The sequence below is a fragment of the Cryptosporangium sp. NPDC048952 genome (assembly GCF_043197895.1).
Lineage (GTDB): Bacteria > Actinomycetota > Actinomycetes > Mycobacteriales > Cryptosporangiaceae > Cryptosporangium.
Map to the genome: position 1 here is coordinate 526,382 of NZ_JBICTY010000005.1, position 16,837 is coordinate 543,218.

Sequence of the window (16,837 nt, forward strand, 5' to 3'; positions counted from 1 at the left end):
GTGTCGTGGAGCTGGTCGTGGAATTCCTCAACACACTCGACGAGCGGACGTTCAGCCGTCACGGCGAGAACCACGTCCCGGCGGACCGGCTGGAGGGTCCCGAGACCGCGAAAGCCCTGCGCACGGCCCTTCGCGAAGCGCTTTCCGGCGACGCGCCCGATCTCAGCGCCTATCCGCTGCGCTTGGAAGTCGGGGCAACCGGTGAGCTCCGGCTCACGGCCCACACCGGCACTCCCCAGCTGGACGCCGTCCTGGAAGCCGTCGCCACGAGCGTCGCCCAGGGAGACTGGAAACGGCTCAAGCTCTGCGCCGCGCCCGACTGCCGGTGGGCGTTCCACGACACCTCACGCAGCGGTCGCGGCCGCTGGTGCGACATGGAGGTCTGCGGCAATCGCCACAAGACCCGTACCTACCGCGAGCGTCGCCAGCAGGCGAAGTAGTCTCAGGCCCGCGCCGCCGCGGAAGGGAACGACCATCGACGACGACCTGCGCCTGCTGCGTGCCTACGAGCCGGTGCTGCGATACACCAGAGGCGAGTACTTCTTCCCCGTCTCGGTCGAGCACTACGTGGCGCAGGCCGGCCTGTGGCGCACCGAGGCGGGCGTCGGCCAGGTCGAAGAGATGCCGGCCGGCAGCCTGACGCTCGGCAAGCTGGCCGACGCGGCCGGCGCCGAGCAGGGCCTGCGGCTCTCGCTGTCGGGCATCGGCGGCAACGGCAAGGGCCTCGTCGCCTCGCACCTCCCGTTGCGGGAGCGCCCGCCGCACCTCGCGCGGGCCAGCCGCCTGGCGTCGGTCGGACTCACCGCGCGCCTCATCGACACCGCGAACCGCGCGTCGCTGCTGTTCCGCGGCAGTGTCCCCGGTGGAAGCGCGGCGCGCTCGTTCCTGCTCCAGCGCGAGCACCTGCGTACCGACCTGCCCACCTACTACGGCCGCGTGTACCGCGACGACCCATGGATCGTCTGCCAGTACTGGTTCTTCTACAGCTTCAACAACTGGCGGTCGGCGTTCGGCGGCGTCAACGAGCACGAGGGTGACTGGGAGCAGGTGACCGTCTACCTCGACGGCACGGGGAACGCCGAGCTGCCCCCCGCCCGCTGGGTGGTGTTCGCCGCGCACGACGAGGTCGGCGACGACCTGCGTCGGCGCTGGGACGACCCGGACCTGAGCCTGATCGACGGACGTCACCCGGTCGTGTTCGCGGGCGCGGGCTCGCACTCCGGGGCCTACCTGCCCGGCGACTACCTCATCACGGTGCGCCCGCCGCGCCTCGGCGGTGTCGTCGACGCGCTGCGCTGGACCGCCCGTCACGTCGTGCCGTGGGCGACGAAGGACCCGCACGGCGTCGGAATTCCGTACGTCGACTACGCCCGGGGTGACGGCCGCGCGATCGGGCCCGGGCAGCCCGAGGCCTGGAACACGGTGCTGATCGACGACGAGACCGACTGGGTGCGCAACTACCGGGGACTGTGGGGTCGCGACACCCGCGACCGGCTCGGCGGCGAACGTGGTCCGGCGGGTCCCCGCTACTCGCGGGACGGCTCGGTCCGGGCGTCCTGGGGTGACCCGGTCGGCTGGGCCGGGCTGGCGAAGGTGGCGCCGAGCCCGGAGGCCGAGCGGGCGCTCGTCGAGATCCGGGCCCGCCGCAACGCCGATCGGGTCGCCGCCATCGACAGCGAGATCGACGAACTGCGCACCGAGCTCGCCGTCGACGCCGCCGGGTTGCCGGTCGCGGCCCCGGAGGTGACAGCGCTGGCCGGGCGGGAGAAGAAGCTGCTCGGGCTGCGCATGGAGCGGATCCGGCTCGCGGACGAACAGGTGACGATCGACGCGGCGCCGGCGCAGCACCCGCACGCCCACCTGCGGCACCGGCGGGTGCCGATCGAGCCGATGTTCGGGCTGCGGGCCCGGTTCAGCTCGTGGTGGGCGGTGCTGAGCACGCCGCTGATGCTGCTGGCCGTCGCCGCGGTCGTGTCACCGCTGATCAGTCGCGGCCCCGACGCCGCGCTGGTGTTGCTCCTGCTGCTGATCGCCGTCGAGGGCCTCGTCAAGAAGAAGCTGTTGGCGGTGTTGCTCCGGCTGTTCGTCGCGATCGTCGCGGTGGCTGTGCTCGCCGTGCTGTGGTTCGAGGGGCGCTACGTGTTCACGATCGTGTTCCTCAGCGCGGCGCTGCTCGTCCTTTCCGTCAACGTCCGCGAGGCAATGCGCCGTTAGGCCGTGCATCGAAGGCCAGCAGCCCGTCGTGGCCGCGCTCCAGACGACGACCGACCGCGTTGTCGGCTCGCCGCCTGGAGCACGGCCACGACGGCCTGAACCTTCGACGCACGGCCTAGTCTGGCCGCATGACTTCGGCACCCGGCGCGCTCGACCGTGGGCTGGGCATCCTGCGGCTGGTCGCGCAGCATCGGCGGCTGCCGGTGTCCGGTATCGCCGACGCGCTCGGGCTGAGTCGCGCCACCGCGTACCGCCTCGTCGAGCGGCTGCGTGAGGAAGGTTGGCTGATCAGCGAGGGGCACGGCGGCCCGGTGCGGCTCGGGCCGGTCGCGGCCCAGTTGGCGGCCGCCGCGCTCGAGTCGGTCAACCTGCGTGACGTGGCGATTCCGGTGCTGCGTGAGCTCGTCGAGGCGACGGGGGAGACCGCGAACCTCGCGGTACCGAACGGCGCCGAGATGGTGTTCGTGGCCCGCGAGCACCCCTTGCGGACAGTGAGTGTCGGAGCACACCCCGGCGGCACGCGCCCGTTCGCCACCACGTCCCTCGGGCGGGCGTACCTCATGGCCTTGCCGGAACCCCGGCGCTCCGCGTTCACGACCCCCGAACTCGAAAAGAAGCTCGACGTCATGCGCGCCCGCGGCTGGTCCGAAGACCGCCGCGAATACGACCCCTCGAGCTGCTGCTGCGGCGCCCCCATCCGCGACCACACCGGCGAGCCCGTCGGAGCCCTCAGCGTCGCCGGCGTCGCCGAACGCATGGACCCGGTCCTCGATGAGGTCGGGCCGCAGGTCAGGGACGCCGCCGCGCGAATTTCTGCCAGCCTCGGCTATCTCCCGCCGGTCCCGGCGGCTAGAGTAATTCCAGATTAGTGAGATGCAGTCTCACTCACTGAGAATTCGGAGGGATGCCCGCATGCGCCTCGCCCACGCCCGCACCGCCGGAGGCGACTTCCCGGTCGTCCACCGCGACGACCAGTGGTACGACCTGCGCCCGCTGCACGCGGCTGTCACTCCCGCGGTGCTCGCCCCCTCGGCGCTGCAGGCGATCCGGTCGGCCGAGCTGCCGGCGATCGACGCGCCCGAGACTTTCGCGCCCCCGCTGAAGGGCATCGGCAAGATCCTCTGCATCGGCCTGAACTACACCGACCACGCCGAGGAGACCGGTGCGACCGCCCCGGCCGAGCCGATCCTGTTCATGAAGGCGCCCGACACCGTCAACGCCCCGAACGACGACGTTCTCATCCCGCGCACCTCGGTCAAGACCGACTACGAGGTCGAACTGGCGATCGTCCTCGGCAGCACCGCCCGCTACCTGGCGTCCCCCGACGAGGCGCTCGCGCACGTCGCCGGCTACGCGGTCAGCAACGACGTCAGCGAGCGCACGTTCCAGATCGAGCGCGGCGGCCAGTGGGACAAGGGCAAGAACTGCGAGACGTTCAACCCGTTCGGACCCTGGATCGAGACCGACGTCGCCGACCCCCAGGACCTCGACCTCAAACTCTGGGTCAACGGTGACCTCCGCCAGAACGGCAACACCAAGAACCAGATCTTCGGCGTCGCGCACGTCGTCTGGTACCTCAGCCAGTTCATGACGCTCTACCCCGGCGACGTCATCAACACCGGCACTCCCGCCGGCGTCGCGATGGGCCGCTCCGACGGCGCGTACCTCCGCGACGGCGACGTCGTCGAGCTCGAGATCACCGGTCTCGGCCGCCAGCGCCACACGTTCCGGCAGGCCTGAGAATGGGCGAACTCGACGGCCTCCGCGCCCTGGTCACCGGTGGCGCGTCCGGCATCGGCCTGGCGATCGCGACGGCTTTTCAAGCCGAAGGCGCCCGCGTGGCGGTACTCGACCTCGCGGACACCGGTCCCTCCGATGTGCTCTACGTCCGAGCCGACATCACTGACGACGCTACGGTGCGTGCCGCCGTAGGAGAGGTGACAGGGGCGTTCGGTGGGCTGGACATCGTGGTCAACAACGCCGGCATAGGAGCCCAGGGGTCGGTGGAGCAGAGCACCGACGACGAGTGGCACCGCGTGCTGGACGTCAACGTGGTCGGTACCGCACGGGTGTCCCGGGCGGCATGGACTGCCTTGCGGGAGTCGGACCACGCGGCGATCGTCAACACCGCGTCGATCGCGTCCACGGCGGGGTTGCCGCAGCGTGCGGTGTACTCGGCCAGCAAAGGCGCGGTGTCGGCGCTGACCCGCGCGATGGCCGCGGACGGCATGGCGGACGGGATCCGCGTCAACGCGGTGAACCCCGGTACCGCGGACACGCCGTGGGTCGGGCGGTTGCTGGACAGTGCGCCGGACCCGGCGGCCGAACGGGCTGCGCTGGAGGCCCGCCAGCCCCACGGACGCCTGGTGAGCGCGGACGAGATCGCGCAGGCCGTGGTCTACCTCGCCTCCCCGCGCTCCGGCTCCACCACCGGCGTGGAACTAGCCGTGGACGGCGGCATGCAGGGCCTCCGCCTCCGCCCCCGCAGCTGAGTCCAGCCACGACCATGGGCGCCTGGCTGTCGCTGGAACGACAGCTGGGCGCCTGTGGTCCAGAGTGGACGGGCATCCGGCTGCGGCTCAGACGGTGAGCCGATACACAGAGGCTGCGGTGGTGCCGAAGATTTGCGCTCGCTCGGTGGAGGAGAGGTCGCTCGTGAGGGTTTCGGCGGCTTGGGTGACGTCGGCATAGGGGGCAGCCAGCAGGCAGACGGGCCAGTCCGAGCCGAACATCAGGCGGCTCGGACCGAACGCTTCGAGGGCCACCTCGACGGCGGGGCGCAGGTCCGCGAGCGACCAGGAATCCCAGTTGGCTTCGGTGACGAGGCCGGAGAGCTTCGCGACGACGTTCGGCGCTTTCGCGAGTTCACGCAGGTCCGCAGCCCAGTCAGCGAGGTCGCCCGTCGCCAACGGGGGCTTCGAGAGGTGGTCGAGCACGAAGCGCGTATTCGGCTGCGCGTTCACGAGTTCGATCGCGGCGGGGAGCTGCGGTGGGAGCGTGAGCAGGTCGTACACCAGGCCCCGGTCACCGACCGCACGGATGCCGCGCTGCACGTCGGAGCGCAGGAGCCAGCGCGGATCCGGCTCGGCCTGCACGAGGTGCCGGATACCGACCAGGCCCGCGGGGAGTGCGTCGAGCACGTCTCCGACGTCGGGCGCGGTGAGGTCGACCCAGCCGACGACCCCGGCGATCCTGGGGTTATCGGCGGCCAGCGCGAGGAACTCGCGGGTCTCGTCGAGGTCGGCGAGCACCTGCACGAGCACGGTGCGATCGAACCCCTCGGGCAGGTCGTCGAGCCCGAACGACCGGTTGATCAGGGGTAACTCCGCCAGCCACTCCTGCGGCCGGCGCGAGAGGTCCCACAGGTGGTGGTGAGCATCGATCCTCACTCAGCCCAGCTCCGCCCACAGCTCGTCGGGAATCGGGACGGCCAGCCCGGCGAGGGCGGCCCGGACCTCGGCGGGACTGCGTGCACCGAGCACGACCGATCCCACCGCGGGGTGACGGTACGCGTGCTGCAGTGCCGCGGCGAGCAGGGGGACGCCGTGGTTCGCGCAGGCCGTGGCCATGCGCTGCGCAGCAGCCAGCATCCCCGCCGGGGCCTCCACGTAGTCGAATCGCGCGCCCGGCCGGGGGTCGGCGAGGATTCCGCTGTTCAGCAGGCCGGCGGCCAGCACCGTGACCCCGCGTTCGGCGCAGAGGGGGAGGAGTTCGCGCTCGGCGGTGCGGTCGAGGAGCGTGTAGCGCCCGGCGATCATCACGTAGTCCAGCTGTGCCTTTGCCACCAGCGTCGTGAGCGCGTCCGCGTCGACCATGCCGACGCCGACCGCGCGGGCCAGGCCGGATTCGGCGAGGGCCGGGATCGCCTCGTGGATGGCCTGGTCCAGGTGGTCGTCGGGGTCGTGCACGAGCGCGAGGTCGACCTCGGTGCGTCCGAGTCGTTCCAGGCTCTGCTCCAGGCCCCGGATCACTCCGGCGGCGGAGTAGTCGCGGATCCGGGCGAGACCGGAGCCGGGGAACTCGGGGGCCTTGGTGCTCCCCGGGGTGCCTGCTGGAACGAGTAGCCGTCCCACCTTGGTCGAGACCCAGGCGCCCTCGGGTAGGAACTCGCCGAGCCGCTCCTCCGCGAGCCCCGCCCCGTAGTGCGGCGCCGTATCGAACCCCCGCACGCCGTCCTGCCAGGCTTGCTTGAGCGTGGCCCGGGCCTCCGTCGGCGGCACCGGCTCGAACAGCCCCGCGAGCGCAGCCGTGCCCAGCACGACCCGCCCCGGGGCGCGCGGCGCCCTGTCCTGCGGCGCCCTGTCCTGCGGCGCCCCGTCCTGCGGCGCCGGCCCAGGCGCACCGGAGTCGCGGGTCATTCCTTCGTGCCGCCGGCGAGCATGCCGGAGACCAGGGCCCGCTGGGAGAACAGGAACACGATGAGCACCGGCAGGATCGTGATCAGCGCCGCGAGCGCCAGTTCCGGCCGCAGGATCTGGTTTTCGGTACCGGCCGACGTGTTGAACACCGCCGACGCGGTCAGCAGATTCGACAACCCCACCTGCGCCGGGTACTGCGACGAATCCGGCAGCATCACGAACGGCAGGAAGAAGTTGTTCCAGTTACCGGTGAAGCTGAAGAAGCTCACCAGCGCGATCACCGGCTTCGCCAGCGGCAACGCGATGTGCCGGAACACCTGCCACTCACTGCACCCGTCCAGCCGCGCCGCGGCGAGCAGATCGTCCGGCACCGTCGACGAGTAGTAGATGTACGCCAGGTACACCCCGAACGGGAAGAACGACAGCGGCAGGATCACCGACCAGATCGTCCCGGTCAGCCCGATCGCGTTGATCTCCAGGTACAGCGGCAGCACCAGCGCCGCCGCCGGCATGATCATCGTGACGAGCGTGATCGACAGCAGCGCCTTGCGCCCGATGAACTGCGTCAGCGCCAGCCCGTACCCGGCCGGGATCGCGGTGACCAGCGTCAGCACCAGCGACCCGAACGCGTACACCGCGGAGTTGCGCATCCAGAGCAGGATCGCCCCGTCCTGGAAGTTCATCAGGTTGTCCCAGGCCTGGCGGAAATCGTGCCAGTTCCCGATCGCGAACGGGTGCCCGCGGACGATGTCCCCGTCGGTCTTGGTGGTGGCCAGCAGCAGCCAGATCACCGGCACCGCGAAGAACACCAGGAACAACGCCATGCCGAGGAACCAGCCGGTCCGCCCGGCGATTTTGGGAACCATCTCAATCCCTCTGGAACAAACCGCCGCGGAAAACGATCACCGTCGCGGAGGCGACGCCGATGAAGAGCAGGTCGACGGCGAGCGCCGCCGCACCGTGGAAGTCACCGGCCTGGAAGGCGTACAGGTAGGAGAGCTGGTTGGGGGCCCAGCCGTCCGGAATCATGCCGAAGCTCGCGGTGGAGACCAGCTGCGGTTCGACGAACAGCTGCGTACCGGTCGCGAACGCGAGGATCAGCATGTAGGCGATCCACTTGCGCAGCATCGGCAGCTGGATGTTCCGCGCGATCTGCCAGGTGCTCGCGCCGTCCATGCGGGCGGCCTCGATCAGCTCCGCCGGGATGTTGTTCAACGCCCCGTACATGATGATGATCCAGCCGCCGGCGCCGGTCCAGAACGCGATGACCGTGAACAGCACCGGCAGGTGCGACGGCAGGATGACGGTCGCCAACGAGTCCCAGCCGAACGCCCGCAACGCGAATCCGATGGGGGAGTTCGCCGGGTCCAGCAGGATCAGCCAGAGCACCACGCTGGCCACACCGGCCAGCGCACCGGGCAGGTAGAACAGGAACCGCAGCGTGGCGCTGGTGCGGCGCATCCGCCCGTGCAGCATCAGCGCGAGGCCCACGACCAGCACCACCAGCGTGATCAGCCAGATCGCGACGTACACGACGATGTGCGTGAACGCGGCTGCGAACCGGTAGTCGGCGAACGTCCGGGTGAAGTTGCCGAGCCCGACCAGCTGGTGCCGCGAGTTCGAGATCGACAGCCAGATCGCGTACAGCGTCGGAAGGATGCCGAACGCGACCAGCAGCACGACGTATCCGGCGACGAAAACGTAACCGGCCTTGCCGCCCCTGCGCTCACGAACTTTCTGGGAGCGCAGGGGAGGAGCAACAACGGTCATTACTTTTCCGTAACCTGGTATCCGAGCGATGTGGCCTTGTTGGCGATCGCGGTCTGCCACTCACCGAGCGTCGACTCGATCGTCTTGCCCTGGTTGAGCGCCGGGACGACGGTCGACGCGTAGATCGCCTCGTGGCTGTACTGCGTCGTCGACCAACCGGGCCACACCTGCTCGGCGGCCGCGGTGAACGCCGGACCGACGTCGCCGGCGAAGTAGCCGGTCGACTTCTGGTTGGCCAGCCAGGCGGTGGCTGCCTCGCTGTAGGCCGGGTACGTGCCCGCGGTGGCCTGAGCGTCGTTCGAAGTCGTCACCCACTTCACCAGATCGCCGGAGGCCTTCAGATTCTTGCTGTGCGACGAGATGTACCAGACACCACCGCCGACGTTGCCGGTGAAGGTCTCGGCGTCGTCGGAGAATTTCAGCGGAGCCGCGGCCGCGATCTGGCTCTTCGGGGTCTTGAACGTGGCGTTGAACAGCGTCTGTCCGTACCAGGACGGCCCGGGCATCATCAGCACCTTCGCGGCCTGGTCCTTGATGAACCCGGCGTCGAACACGCTGGACTTGGACATCGATCCGGCCTTGATCAGCGTGTCGAGCATGCTGACCATCCGGGTGCACTTCGGGTCCTGCAGGTTGATCGTGACGTTCTTCTCGCCGGACACCGACGACGCCGGGCACTGGCTGGCCCAGAGGTAGATCTCCGGGGCCCACGGGTCACCCGCGGTGCCGACCAGGTAGCCGGGGTGTTCCTTCGCGACCTTCTCGCCGAGCGCCTGGTACTCCTCCCAGGTGGTGGGCACCTGGTAGCCGAACCGGTCGAGGAGCGTCTTGTTGTACCAGAGCACACCCTGCGCGAGGTCGTTGCGCACGCAGTACGTGCTGTCGCCGACCTTGCAGGGCTCGAGAGCGCCCTTCGCGAAGCCGTCCAGCGTGCTCGCGTCGAGGACCTTCTCGACCGGGGCCGCGTACGGGTTCTTGCCGTAGGCGGCCCAGGCCGTCTCGGCGTACGTGGTGCTGAACGCGACGTCCGGCCAGCCCGAATTCGTGCGGTCGAAGAGCTGCACCTTGGTCTGCAGGTCGGTGGCGCCGTTCGCGTTGCCGCTGTACGTGACGACCTTGACCTTCGCGTCCGGGTGCGCCTTCCGGTACGCCTCGACGACCGGGACGCGGGTGGCGTCGGCCCAGACCGTGATCTCGCTGCTCTCGTCCTGCGCGACGGGCTTGAAGTCGGACGCCGCGGCGGACTGTTGGGGTTCGGGGTCGGCGCTGCCGCACGCGGCGACGGTGAGCACGGCGCCGATCGCGATGGCTATCCGCAATCTCATGGGGGGTTTCCTTCCCAACGTTGGAAAGTCAGAGGTGCTGGGCGAGCTCGGCGGGGTAATCGAGGTCCGGGGGGAGGCCGACACCGGGTGCGGTCGGTGCGTGCACCAGTCCGTCCGCGTCCACGCAAGCTTCGCGTTTCACCTGGTTGGAGGTGATGAGCGACTCGTAGTAGGTGTTGTTCGGAATGGCCATGCAGAGGTGCTGGTGCGGGATGATCGGGCCGTGCACCTCGGCGCGGATCCGGAACGCGTCGGCCAGGTGCGCGATGCGCATCGCGCCGGTGAACCCGCCGCGTAGCTCCGCGCTGGTCCGGACGCCACCGGTGGCGGCGCCGGACGCGATGAAGTCCGCGGTGTTCATGTGCGCGCCGTCGGACGTCTCGCCCACCAGCAGGGGGACGCCGACCTTCTCGGCCAGCCACTTGTACGCGGTGACGCTGAACTCGCGCATCGGCTCCTCGTACCAGAGGTAGTCCGCGTCGCTGAGCACCTGCCCGAGACGGATCGCGTCCGGCAGGTCGAAGCCCGCGGAGCCGTCGTAGGCGAGCGGGAAGTCGTCGCCCACGTGCTCGCGCAGCGCGACGCAGAGTTTCGCGTCGCGTTTCCAGTCGCCCCAGGCGTGCAGCTTGATCGAGCTGTAGCCCAAGGCAATGCATTGATCAGCGACGTCGAGGAACTCCTCGATCGAACCGAACGTCACGGTGGACGCCTGCGCCGGGATCGACGTGCGGTAGCCGCCGAGCAATTGCCAGATCGGCAGGCCGACGGACTTCGCGGCCAGGTCCCACAGCGCGATGTCGACGAGGCCGAGCACGTAGATCGGCATCTCCTCGACCCGGTCGAGCTCCCAGGCACGGTGCCAGAGCCACTCCCGCTGCAACGGGTCGGCGCCGATGAGCTCCGGCCGCAGCAGCCGGTCGACGATGTTCTGCACGATCACACCCTTGCGCGGACAGAACGCCACACCCTCGTTGCCCTCGTCGGTGCAGATCCGCAGCACGGCGCCTTCGCCGTCCGGCCACGAGCCGGGGAGCCCGTCGCGCCAGACGAACGGCGGGTTCGGACCCGGAACTGTGACGAGGTGGCACTCGACATGGGTGATGCGCACGCAAGCTCCCGACGCGTTGTGGTGCGCGCCACTTCATCATACGAATTACGTATGCCGCAAGAGGTAAGGTGTGGCGGTGATCGACTTCGGTGGCCCGCTCGGGCCGATTCAGCCCCGCCGGTCGGGGCGCCTGGGCGACACCGTCGTCACCTACCTGGTCGACCGGATCGTCGCCGGCGAGTACCCGGTGGACAGCGTGCTGCCGACCGAGCCCGAGCTCTGCGACGAGTTCGGGGTGTCGCGCACGGTCGTGCGGGAGTCGATCAAGCTGCTGGAGGAGAAGGGCCTGGTCCGCGCGACGCCGGGGCGTGGTACCCGAGTGCTGGAGCCTCCCGGCTGGAACCTGCTCGACCCGATCGTGCTCGAAGCGCAGATCCGGCACGACCGTGAGCTGGGCATTCTCGACGACCTGGTGAGCGTGCGGGCGGCGCTGGAGAGCGACATGGTCTCGGCCACCGCGAAGGCGATCACCGCTGCGCAGCAGCAGGGGCTGGCGGACCAGATCGAGGTGCTCGCGTCACTGATCGACGACGCCGAGCGCTATGCGGCCGAAGACGTGGTGTTCCACGACCTGATCATGGTCGCGTCCGGAAACCGCCTCGGCCACGCGATCATCCACAGCATCCACAGCAAGGCGCGGCTTTCCAGTCGCTACAACGGCACGCCGACGGCAGCCGACCTGGCGCAGTCGATGTCCGAGCACCGCCAGATCGAGGCGCTGATCCGGTCCGGTGACGCGGAGCGGGTGAGCGCGCTGATGCGCACGCACATCGTCGGCTCGTGGAACCGCCGCCGTCCCGAGGTCCACGACGCTCTGGGCCGGGCGGCCGGCTGACGCTGCTCGTCAGAAGCTCTGCTTGATCTCGTTCTTGAGAATCTTCCCGACTTTCGAACGGGGCAGGTCGGGCCAGACCTCGACCTGCTTGGGCGCTTTCACGCTGCCGATGCGCTGCTTGACGAACGCGGTGAGCTCCGCCGGATCGACGTCCTGGCCGCGTCGCAACTGGACCACGGCCGTGACCCGCTCGCCCCACTTCTCGTCGGGCAGCCCGATCACCGCGCAGTCCTGCACGGCCGGGTGGGCCATCACCGCCTGCTCCACCTCGGTGGAGTAGACGTTGAAGCCGCCGGTGATCACCATGTCCTTGGCCCGGTCGACGATGAACAGAACGTTGTCCTCGTCGAGGTAGCCGATGTCACCGGTGTGGTGCCAGCCGTGCGCGCTCGCTGCTTTCGTGGCCTCGTCGTTCCGGTAGTAGCCACGCATCACCAGCGAGCCCCGCACCACGATTTCGCCCCGCTCACCCCTCCGGAGCAGGGCGCCGTCCTCGGCCATGATCCCGACCGTCACCAGTGGTGTCGGTCGTCCGGCCGAGGAGAGCCTTTCGGTCGCGACCGATCCGTCGGAGCGGAAGTGGTCGCGCGGTGCCAGCGTCGAGATCATCATCGGGGCCTCGGTCTGCCCGAAGAGCTGCCCCATCACCGGGCCGATGCGGTTCAGCGCCTCGGCCAGGCGCGCCGTCGACATCGGTGCCGCGCCGTACCAGAAGCACTGCAGCGACGACAGATCCGTGCCGTCGAGGCCGGCGTGGTCGAGCACCAGGTAGATCAGCGTCGGCGGCAGGAACGTGTGGGTCACGCGGTGGCGCTCCACAAACGTCAAGAACAGGCCGACGTCCGGCGCGCGCATGACGACGATCTCGCCGCCCAGTGCGAGCACGGGGAAGCACAGCACACCGGCGGCGTGGGTGAGTGGCGCCAGCGCGAGGTAGGTCGGGCGGCCGTCGAACGGGTAGCTCATCAGCGTGATCGCGGTCATCGCTTCGAGGTTCGCGCCGGTGAGCATCACACCCTTGGGTCGGCCGGTCGTACTACCCGTGCCGACGAGCATCGCGAGATCGTCGACGGGCTGGGCCTCGGTTCGACCCGCGACCGCATCCGGTGCGCCGTCGAGGAAGGCCTGCCAGGTCAGCGCGCCCTCGACGTCGCCGTCGAGGCAAACGAGCGTCAGGGGAAGCTCGAGCCGGGAGACCAGCGGCGCGAACGAGGCCTGAAAGATCAGCGTGCCGCACTCGAACAGCTCGAGCAGCTCACGGTTCTCCGCGGCCTCGTTCCGCGGGTTGATCGGACACCACACCGCACCGGCGCGGCTGATCCCGAACACACAGCTGAACGCGACCGGATCGTTCGCCGAGAGGATCGCGACCTTGTCCCCGGGCTCCACCCCGCGCCGCTCCAACGCCGCGGCGATGCGGAAACTCAGCTCCTGCACCTCCGCGTAGCTGCGGGACTGCCCGTCCGTGGTCAGACAGGGGGCGTCCGGCCCCAGCGACGCCCCCTTGTCGAGGTAGTCGACCAGCCGCACGACGTCACATCCCCATGCCGCCGTCGACCGGAAGACCAGCGCCGTTGACGAAGCGCGAGCCGTCCGAGGCGAGGAACACGACGGCGTCGGCCATGTCGGAGACCTCGCCGAGCCGACCCGACGGGGTGAGCGCGACGACAGCGCCGACGGCCTCCTCCGCGGAGGCGAACAGCCCGAGCCGGGCGACGTCGTTCGCCAGACCGGCGCCCATCGCGGTGGGCACGAGTCCGGGGTAGATCGTGTTGACGCGGACGCCGTAACCCATCCGGCCGGACTCGGCGGCGGCGACCCGCGTGAGGCGGTCCACTCCGGACTTCGTCGCTGAGTACACCGCGATGCCGGGGAACGCGATCGTCGCGGCGACCGACGCCACATTGATGACCGAACCACCGGTGCCGGCGACGCCGCCCGGGCGCATCGCACGGAACGCGTGCTTGATGCCGAGCGTGGTGCCCAGCAGGTTGATCTCCAGCTGCTTGCGGATCTGCGCGGCCTCGACGTCGACCAGCAGGCTGGTGATCTCGACCCCCGCGTTGTTGACGACGATGTCCAGGCCGCCGAGCTGCTCGGTGGCGGCGGTGACCGCGGACTCCCAGTTGTCGTCGTCGGTGACGTCGAGGTGCACGAAGCCGTGGCCCTCGCCGAGCGACTCGGCGACCTTGGTGCCCAGCTCGTCCTGCAGGTCGGCGACGATCACCTTCGCGCCCGCGGCGGCCAGCGCTAACGCCATGCTTGGTCAGTCGTCAAGACCGAACGTACGATCACTGTCATGCGCACGGCACGGCACGACGAGCGGCGGGACCAGCTCGCCGAGTCCGCCCTGCGCACGCTCGGGGAGCTCGGGTACGCCCGCAGCAGCCTGCGCGAGATCGCGAACAACTCCGAGTTCAGCCACGGGGTCGTTCACTACTACTTCGCCGACAAGCTCGAGCTGATCATCTACTGCGTGCGCTACTACAAAGCGCGGTGCGTGACTCGGTACGACGCGGTGGTCGTGGAGTCCGAAACGCCGGCCGCGCTGCTCGACGCGTTCGCGGCGAAGCTCGTCGAGACCATCGTGGACGAAGCGCCGATGCACCGGCTCTGGTACGACCTGCGGACGCAGAGCATGTTCGAGGTCGAGTTGCGTGACGCGGTGCTGATGATCGACAAGACACTCGAAGAGATGATCTGGCGGGTCGTCGCGCGCTTCTCGGAGTTGAGCGGGCGGCCGCCGGCCACGACGTCGCAGGCCGCGTACGGTCTGCTCGACGGGGTGTTCCAGCAGGCCCTGCTGGGCCACCTGACCGGTCGTGCCGGTGCGCTCGACGACCTCCAGGACCAGGTGCGAGCGCTGCTGCCGTTGCTGCTCGTCACCGGGTGAGCGCGGCGCGCAGCTGGGTACGGAGCCAGGCGTGGGCGGTGTCGGTGTCGTAGCGCTGGTGCCAGGAGCAGATGATCGACGCCTCCGGCAGCGCGAACGGCAGCGGCACGGTCACCAGTCCGAACGCGTCGACCAGCGGTCTGTTCATCGCGTCGGCGATCGTCATCACGCCGTCGCCGCGGCTGATGACGTGCGCTGCTGCGGCGCTGGTACCGACCGAGGCCAGCACGCGCCGGCGCAGCCCGTGCGCGGCGAGGATCTCGTCGACCGGGTCGGTGAGCCGGCCGCGCCGCGACACCAGCACGTGCGACTGCGCGGCATACCCCGCGAGGCCTTCGACCGGCCCGTGACCCCGGCGCATGGCCAGAACCAGCCGATCGTGGCCGATCGTCTCGGACCGGAATTCCGGCAGGGCGGGTGGGTCCGCGCCCACTTCGAGGTCGACGCGGCCGTGGCGCAGGTCGTCGGTGTCGTCGGCGGTTTCGGCCAGGAACCGCAGCCGCACGCCGGGCGCCTGCGCTTCGACGGACGCCAGCAGGAACGGCGCGACGGCGGTCGCGAGGGCGTCGTGGCAGCGCAGGGTGAACGTCCGGTCCAACGTGGCCAGGTCCAGTTCGCGGCTCGGTGCGAGGACCGCCTGCGACTGGCGGACCAGGTCGCTCACCTGCTCGCGGACCGCCAGCGCGTACGGCGTGGGGGTCATCGTGCGGCCGGTGCGCACCAGGATGTCGTCGCCGGTGTGGCGTCGGATCCGGCCGAGGCTCCGGCTGACCGCCGGGGCGGAGAGCCGGAGCCGGTCCGCGGCGCCGGTGACGCTGCCTTCGTCGAGCAGGGCGTCGAGCACCGTCAGCAGGTTGAGATCCAAGTGCATGAGGGTAAATCGTAGCCTAACGAGAGTGCACTGGACTTAATCCAGCTGCCGTTCGACTCTTGAGCCATGAACATTTCCCTCGTCGGTGCGGCCGTCCGAACCGCTGGCGCCCGCCTTCTCACCCGCTACTCCACCGAATCCCGTCCCGCGTCCTTCGACGAACTGATCACCGCGGTCCGCGGCAACGATGCGGCCGTCGTCGACGTGCTGCGTCCCGCGCTGACCGAGGCGCTGCCCGGCGCACGCTGGGAGGAGGACGAGCACGCCAGCGGACCGATGCCCGCGGGCGACTGGTGGGTCGTCGACCCGGTGGGCGGCAACGTCAACGCGGTGCACGGAATGATCGACTGGAACATCGGCGTGAGCCTGGTCCGCGACGGTCAGCCGGTACTGGCCGCGCTGTACGCGCCACTGTTGGACGAGATGTTCACCGCTGTCGCGGGGCAGGGCGCGTGGCTCAACGGCGTTCCGCTGCGGGTGTCCGCGAAGACCGAACTGGGCGCCGCGCTCACCGGAACCGGCCAGGCCAAGCCGAGCCGCGACAAGGCGGACGCGGAGCGCGTCGGTGCTGCGATCGCCGCGATGATGCAGGCGGCCCTCGTCGTCCGGGCGTCGGTGCCGGTGGGCCACCAGCTCACGCAGGTCGCGGCCGGCCGGATGGACGTGCACTGGCAGTTCGACAACCTGCGCTCGCACATCGGCCCGCTGCTGATCGTCCAGGAAGCCGGGGGCGTGGTCACGCATCTGGACGGCAGCCCGTGGGAGATCGCGGGCGGCGGCTACGTGGCCGCGGCGCCCGGGCTGCACGCGGCGGCGCTCGACGTGCTGCGGCGGGTGGGCTGACGTGCGCGTCGCGGTGCTCGGTGCGACCGGAGCCGTCGGGTCGCTGCTGGTGACGACGGCACTCGAACGCGGTCTGGAGGTGACCGCGCTGGCACGGAACCCGTCCCGGGTGACAGGTGTCCGGTCCGCACAGGTCGACGTGCACGACCCCGCGTCGATCGCGCGGGCGGTCGAGGGCGCCGACGTGCTGGTCTCCGGCCTCGGCGTGACGAACGGAGCGCACGGCACGCTGACCGCCGGGGCGAAAGCCGCCGTCGCGTCCGGCGTCGGGCGGATCGTCTGGCTCGGCGCCTACGGCACCGGCGAATCGGCGGCGGCCGCCGGCTTCGTCACCCGGTCGGTGATCGGCCTCCTCCTGCGCCGCGAGATCCCCGACAAGGTCGCCGCCGACGCCACGGTCCTGGCCGCCGGCGGCACCGTGTTCCACGTCGGACCGATGGGCGACGGACCCGCGGCCCACCACACATATCCGCTGGGAGAGGCACCGACGAAGCTCTTCCCGTCGATGGTGAGCCGCGCCGCCGTGGCCGCCGCGATGATCGACGAGGCCGCCGCCCCGACCCATCCCGGCCAAACCGTCGTCGCTACCGGGGGAAACTGAGCCACCGGGACGTGCGCCC

Annotated in this window: 18 protein-coding genes; 9 read left to right on the forward strand and 9 right to left on the reverse strand. The window is 70.0% G+C overall.

Going from position 1 to position 16,837, the window contains the following annotated elements; all coding sequences use genetic code 11:
• Positions 1-5: 5 nt before the first annotated feature.
• The 5 genes from ACGFY5_RS29200 (at position 6) to ACGFY5_RS29220 (ending at position 4,706) form a co-directional block, all read left to right on the forward strand.
• Complete coding sequence (locus tag ACGFY5_RS29200; RefSeq protein ID WP_392724716.1) at positions 6-440, forward strand: CGNR zinc finger domain-containing protein; 435 nt, start codon at positions 6-8, stop codon at positions 438-440.
• Between the two features lie 73 nt (positions 441-513).
• Positions 514-2,214 (forward strand): hypothetical protein, encoded by a 1,701-nt coding sequence (locus tag ACGFY5_RS29205; RefSeq protein WP_392724718.1) that lies wholly within the window; start codon positions 514-516, stop codon positions 2,212-2,214.
• Between the two features lie 128 nt (positions 2,215-2,342).
• Complete coding sequence (locus ACGFY5_RS29210; RefSeq protein ID WP_392724719.1) at positions 2,343-3,083, forward strand: IclR family transcriptional regulator; 741 nt, start codon at positions 2,343-2,345, stop codon at positions 3,081-3,083.
• A gap of 43 nt (positions 3,084-3,126) precedes the next feature.
• Positions 3,127-3,954, forward strand: coding sequence for a fumarylacetoacetate hydrolase family protein (locus tag ACGFY5_RS29215; RefSeq protein WP_392724721.1), 828 nt, complete (start codon positions 3,127-3,129; stop codon positions 3,952-3,954).
• Between the two features lie 2 nt (positions 3,955-3,956).
• Positions 3,957-4,706 (forward strand): SDR family NAD(P)-dependent oxidoreductase, encoded by a 750-nt coding sequence (locus ACGFY5_RS29220; RefSeq protein WP_392724722.1) that lies wholly within the window; start codon positions 3,957-3,959, stop codon positions 4,704-4,706.
• Between the two features lie 87 nt (positions 4,707-4,793).
• Here ACGFY5_RS29220 and ACGFY5_RS29225 read toward each other — a convergent pair whose 3' ends face one another.
• The 6 genes from ACGFY5_RS29225 to ACGFY5_RS29250 are packed head-to-tail and all read right to left on the reverse strand — an operon-like array spanning position 4,794 to position 10,775.
• A complete protein-coding gene (locus tag ACGFY5_RS29225; protein WP_392724724.1) occupies positions 4,794-5,603 on the reverse strand; it encodes an amidohydrolase family protein in 810 nt (269 codons plus the stop codon).
• Positions 5,604-6,572: an aldo/keto reductase gene (locus tag ACGFY5_RS29230; protein WP_392724726.1), complete on the reverse strand. Its 969-nt coding sequence runs from the start codon at positions 6,570-6,572 to the stop codon at positions 5,604-5,606.
• On the reverse strand, positions 6,569-7,438 hold the full coding sequence (locus tag ACGFY5_RS29235) for a carbohydrate ABC transporter permease (protein ID WP_392724727.1): 870 nt from the start codon (positions 7,436-7,438) through the stop codon (positions 6,569-6,571). Before ACGFY5_RS29235 ends, ACGFY5_RS29230 begins: the two co-directional genes overlap by 4 nt.
• A 1-nt stretch (position 7,439) precedes the next feature.
• Positions 7,440-8,342, reverse strand: a complete 903-nt coding sequence (locus ACGFY5_RS29240; protein WP_392724729.1) for a carbohydrate ABC transporter permease — start codon at positions 8,340-8,342, stop codon at positions 7,440-7,442.
• Complete coding sequence (locus ACGFY5_RS29245) at positions 8,342-9,667, reverse strand: ABC transporter substrate-binding protein (RefSeq protein WP_392724730.1); 1,326 nt, start codon at positions 9,665-9,667, stop codon at positions 8,342-8,344. Before ACGFY5_RS29245 ends, ACGFY5_RS29240 begins: the two co-directional genes overlap by 1 nt.
• A gap of 28 nt (positions 9,668-9,695) precedes the next feature.
• Positions 9,696-10,775, reverse strand: coding sequence for an enolase C-terminal domain-like protein (locus tag ACGFY5_RS29250; protein WP_392724732.1), 1,080 nt, complete (start codon positions 10,773-10,775; stop codon positions 9,696-9,698).
• A 76-nt stretch (positions 10,776-10,851) separates the two neighbouring features.
• On the opposite strand from ACGFY5_RS29250, the gene ACGFY5_RS29255 reads away from it, so the two are divergent.
• Positions 10,852-11,610 (forward strand): FadR/GntR family transcriptional regulator, encoded by a 759-nt coding sequence (locus tag ACGFY5_RS29255; protein WP_392724734.1) that lies wholly within the window; start codon positions 10,852-10,854, stop codon positions 11,608-11,610.
• A gap of 9 nt (positions 11,611-11,619) precedes the next feature.
• Here the strand turns inward: ACGFY5_RS29255 and ACGFY5_RS29260 are convergent, their stop codons facing one another.
• Together ACGFY5_RS29260 and ACGFY5_RS29265 are read right to left on the reverse strand one after the other, a co-directional pair.
• Positions 11,620-13,140 carry a long-chain fatty acid--CoA ligase gene (locus ACGFY5_RS29260; protein WP_392724736.1) on the reverse strand — a complete coding sequence of 507 codons (1,521 nt, stop codon included), beginning with the start codon at positions 13,138-13,140 and terminating at the stop codon, positions 11,620-11,622.
• A 4-nt stretch (positions 13,141-13,144) separates the two neighbouring features.
• Positions 13,145-13,870, reverse strand: a complete 726-nt coding sequence (locus ACGFY5_RS29265; RefSeq protein ID WP_392724737.1) for an SDR family NAD(P)-dependent oxidoreductase — start codon at positions 13,868-13,870, stop codon at positions 13,145-13,147.
• A 39-nt stretch (positions 13,871-13,909) separates the two neighbouring features.
• Between ACGFY5_RS29265 and ACGFY5_RS29270 the strand changes: the two genes are divergently transcribed.
• Positions 13,910-14,503, forward strand: coding sequence for a TetR/AcrR family transcriptional regulator (locus ACGFY5_RS29270; RefSeq protein ID WP_392724738.1), 594 nt, complete (start codon positions 13,910-13,912; stop codon positions 14,501-14,503).
• On the opposite strand, the gene ACGFY5_RS29275 is transcribed toward ACGFY5_RS29270, so the two are convergent.
• Positions 14,493-15,374, reverse strand: coding sequence for a LysR family transcriptional regulator (locus tag ACGFY5_RS29275; RefSeq protein ID WP_392724740.1), 882 nt, complete (start codon positions 15,372-15,374; stop codon positions 14,493-14,495). The two genes, ACGFY5_RS29270 and ACGFY5_RS29275, sit on opposite strands and share 11 nt — an antisense overlap.
• A 66-nt stretch (positions 15,375-15,440) precedes the next feature.
• Here ACGFY5_RS29275 and ACGFY5_RS29280 point away from each other — a divergent pair, with 66 nt between their 5' ends.
• A complete protein-coding gene (locus ACGFY5_RS29280) occupies positions 15,441-16,217 on the forward strand; it encodes an inositol monophosphatase family protein (RefSeq protein ID WP_392724742.1) in 777 nt (258 codons plus the stop codon).
• 1 nt (position 16,218) lies between these two features.
• Entirely contained in the window at positions 16,219-16,818 is a 600-nt protein-coding gene (locus ACGFY5_RS29285) for an NAD(P)-dependent oxidoreductase (RefSeq protein WP_392724744.1), read from the forward strand.
• Positions 16,819-16,837 lie beyond the last annotated feature (19 nt).

Bases quoted from the DNA above. Each gene is read 5' to 3' on its own strand.
- ACGFY5_RS29210 (WP_392724719.1), top strand. From the start codon at position 2,343: ATGACTTCGGCACCCGGCGCGCTCGACCGTGGGCTGGGCATCCTGCGG.
- ACGFY5_RS29215 (WP_392724721.1), top strand. From the start codon at position 3,127: ATGCGCCTCGCCCACGCCCGCACCGCCGGAGGCGACTTCCCGGTCGTC.
- ACGFY5_RS29220 (WP_392724722.1), top strand. From the start codon at position 3,957: ATGGGCGAACTCGACGGCCTCCGCGCCCTGGTCACCGGTGGCGCGTCC.
- ACGFY5_RS29230 (WP_392724726.1), bottom strand. From the start codon at position 6,572: ATGACCCGCGACTCCGGTGCGCCTGGGCCGGCGCCGCAGGACGGGGCG.
- ACGFY5_RS29235 (WP_392724727.1), bottom strand. From the start codon at position 7,438: ATGGTTCCCAAAATCGCCGGGCGGACCGGCTGGTTCCTCGGCATGGCG.
- ACGFY5_RS29240 (WP_392724729.1), bottom strand. From the start codon at position 8,342: ATGACCGTTGTTGCTCCTCCCCTGCGCTCCCAGAAAGTTCGTGAGCGC.
- ACGFY5_RS29245 (WP_392724730.1), bottom strand. From the start codon at position 9,667: ATGAGATTGCGGATAGCCATCGCGATCGGCGCCGTGCTCACCGTCGCC.
- ACGFY5_RS29265 (WP_392724737.1), bottom strand. From the start codon at position 13,870: ATGGCGTTAGCGCTGGCCGCCGCGGGCGCGAAGGTGATCGTCGCCGAC.
- ACGFY5_RS29270 (WP_392724738.1), top strand. From the start codon at position 13,910: ATGCGCACGGCACGGCACGACGAGCGGCGGGACCAGCTCGCCGAGTCC.
- ACGFY5_RS29275 (WP_392724740.1), bottom strand. From the start codon at position 15,374: ATGCACTTGGATCTCAACCTGCTGACGGTGCTCGACGCCCTGCTCGAC.
- ACGFY5_RS29280 (WP_392724742.1), top strand. From the start codon at position 15,441: ATGAACATTTCCCTCGTCGGTGCGGCCGTCCGAACCGCTGGCGCCCGC.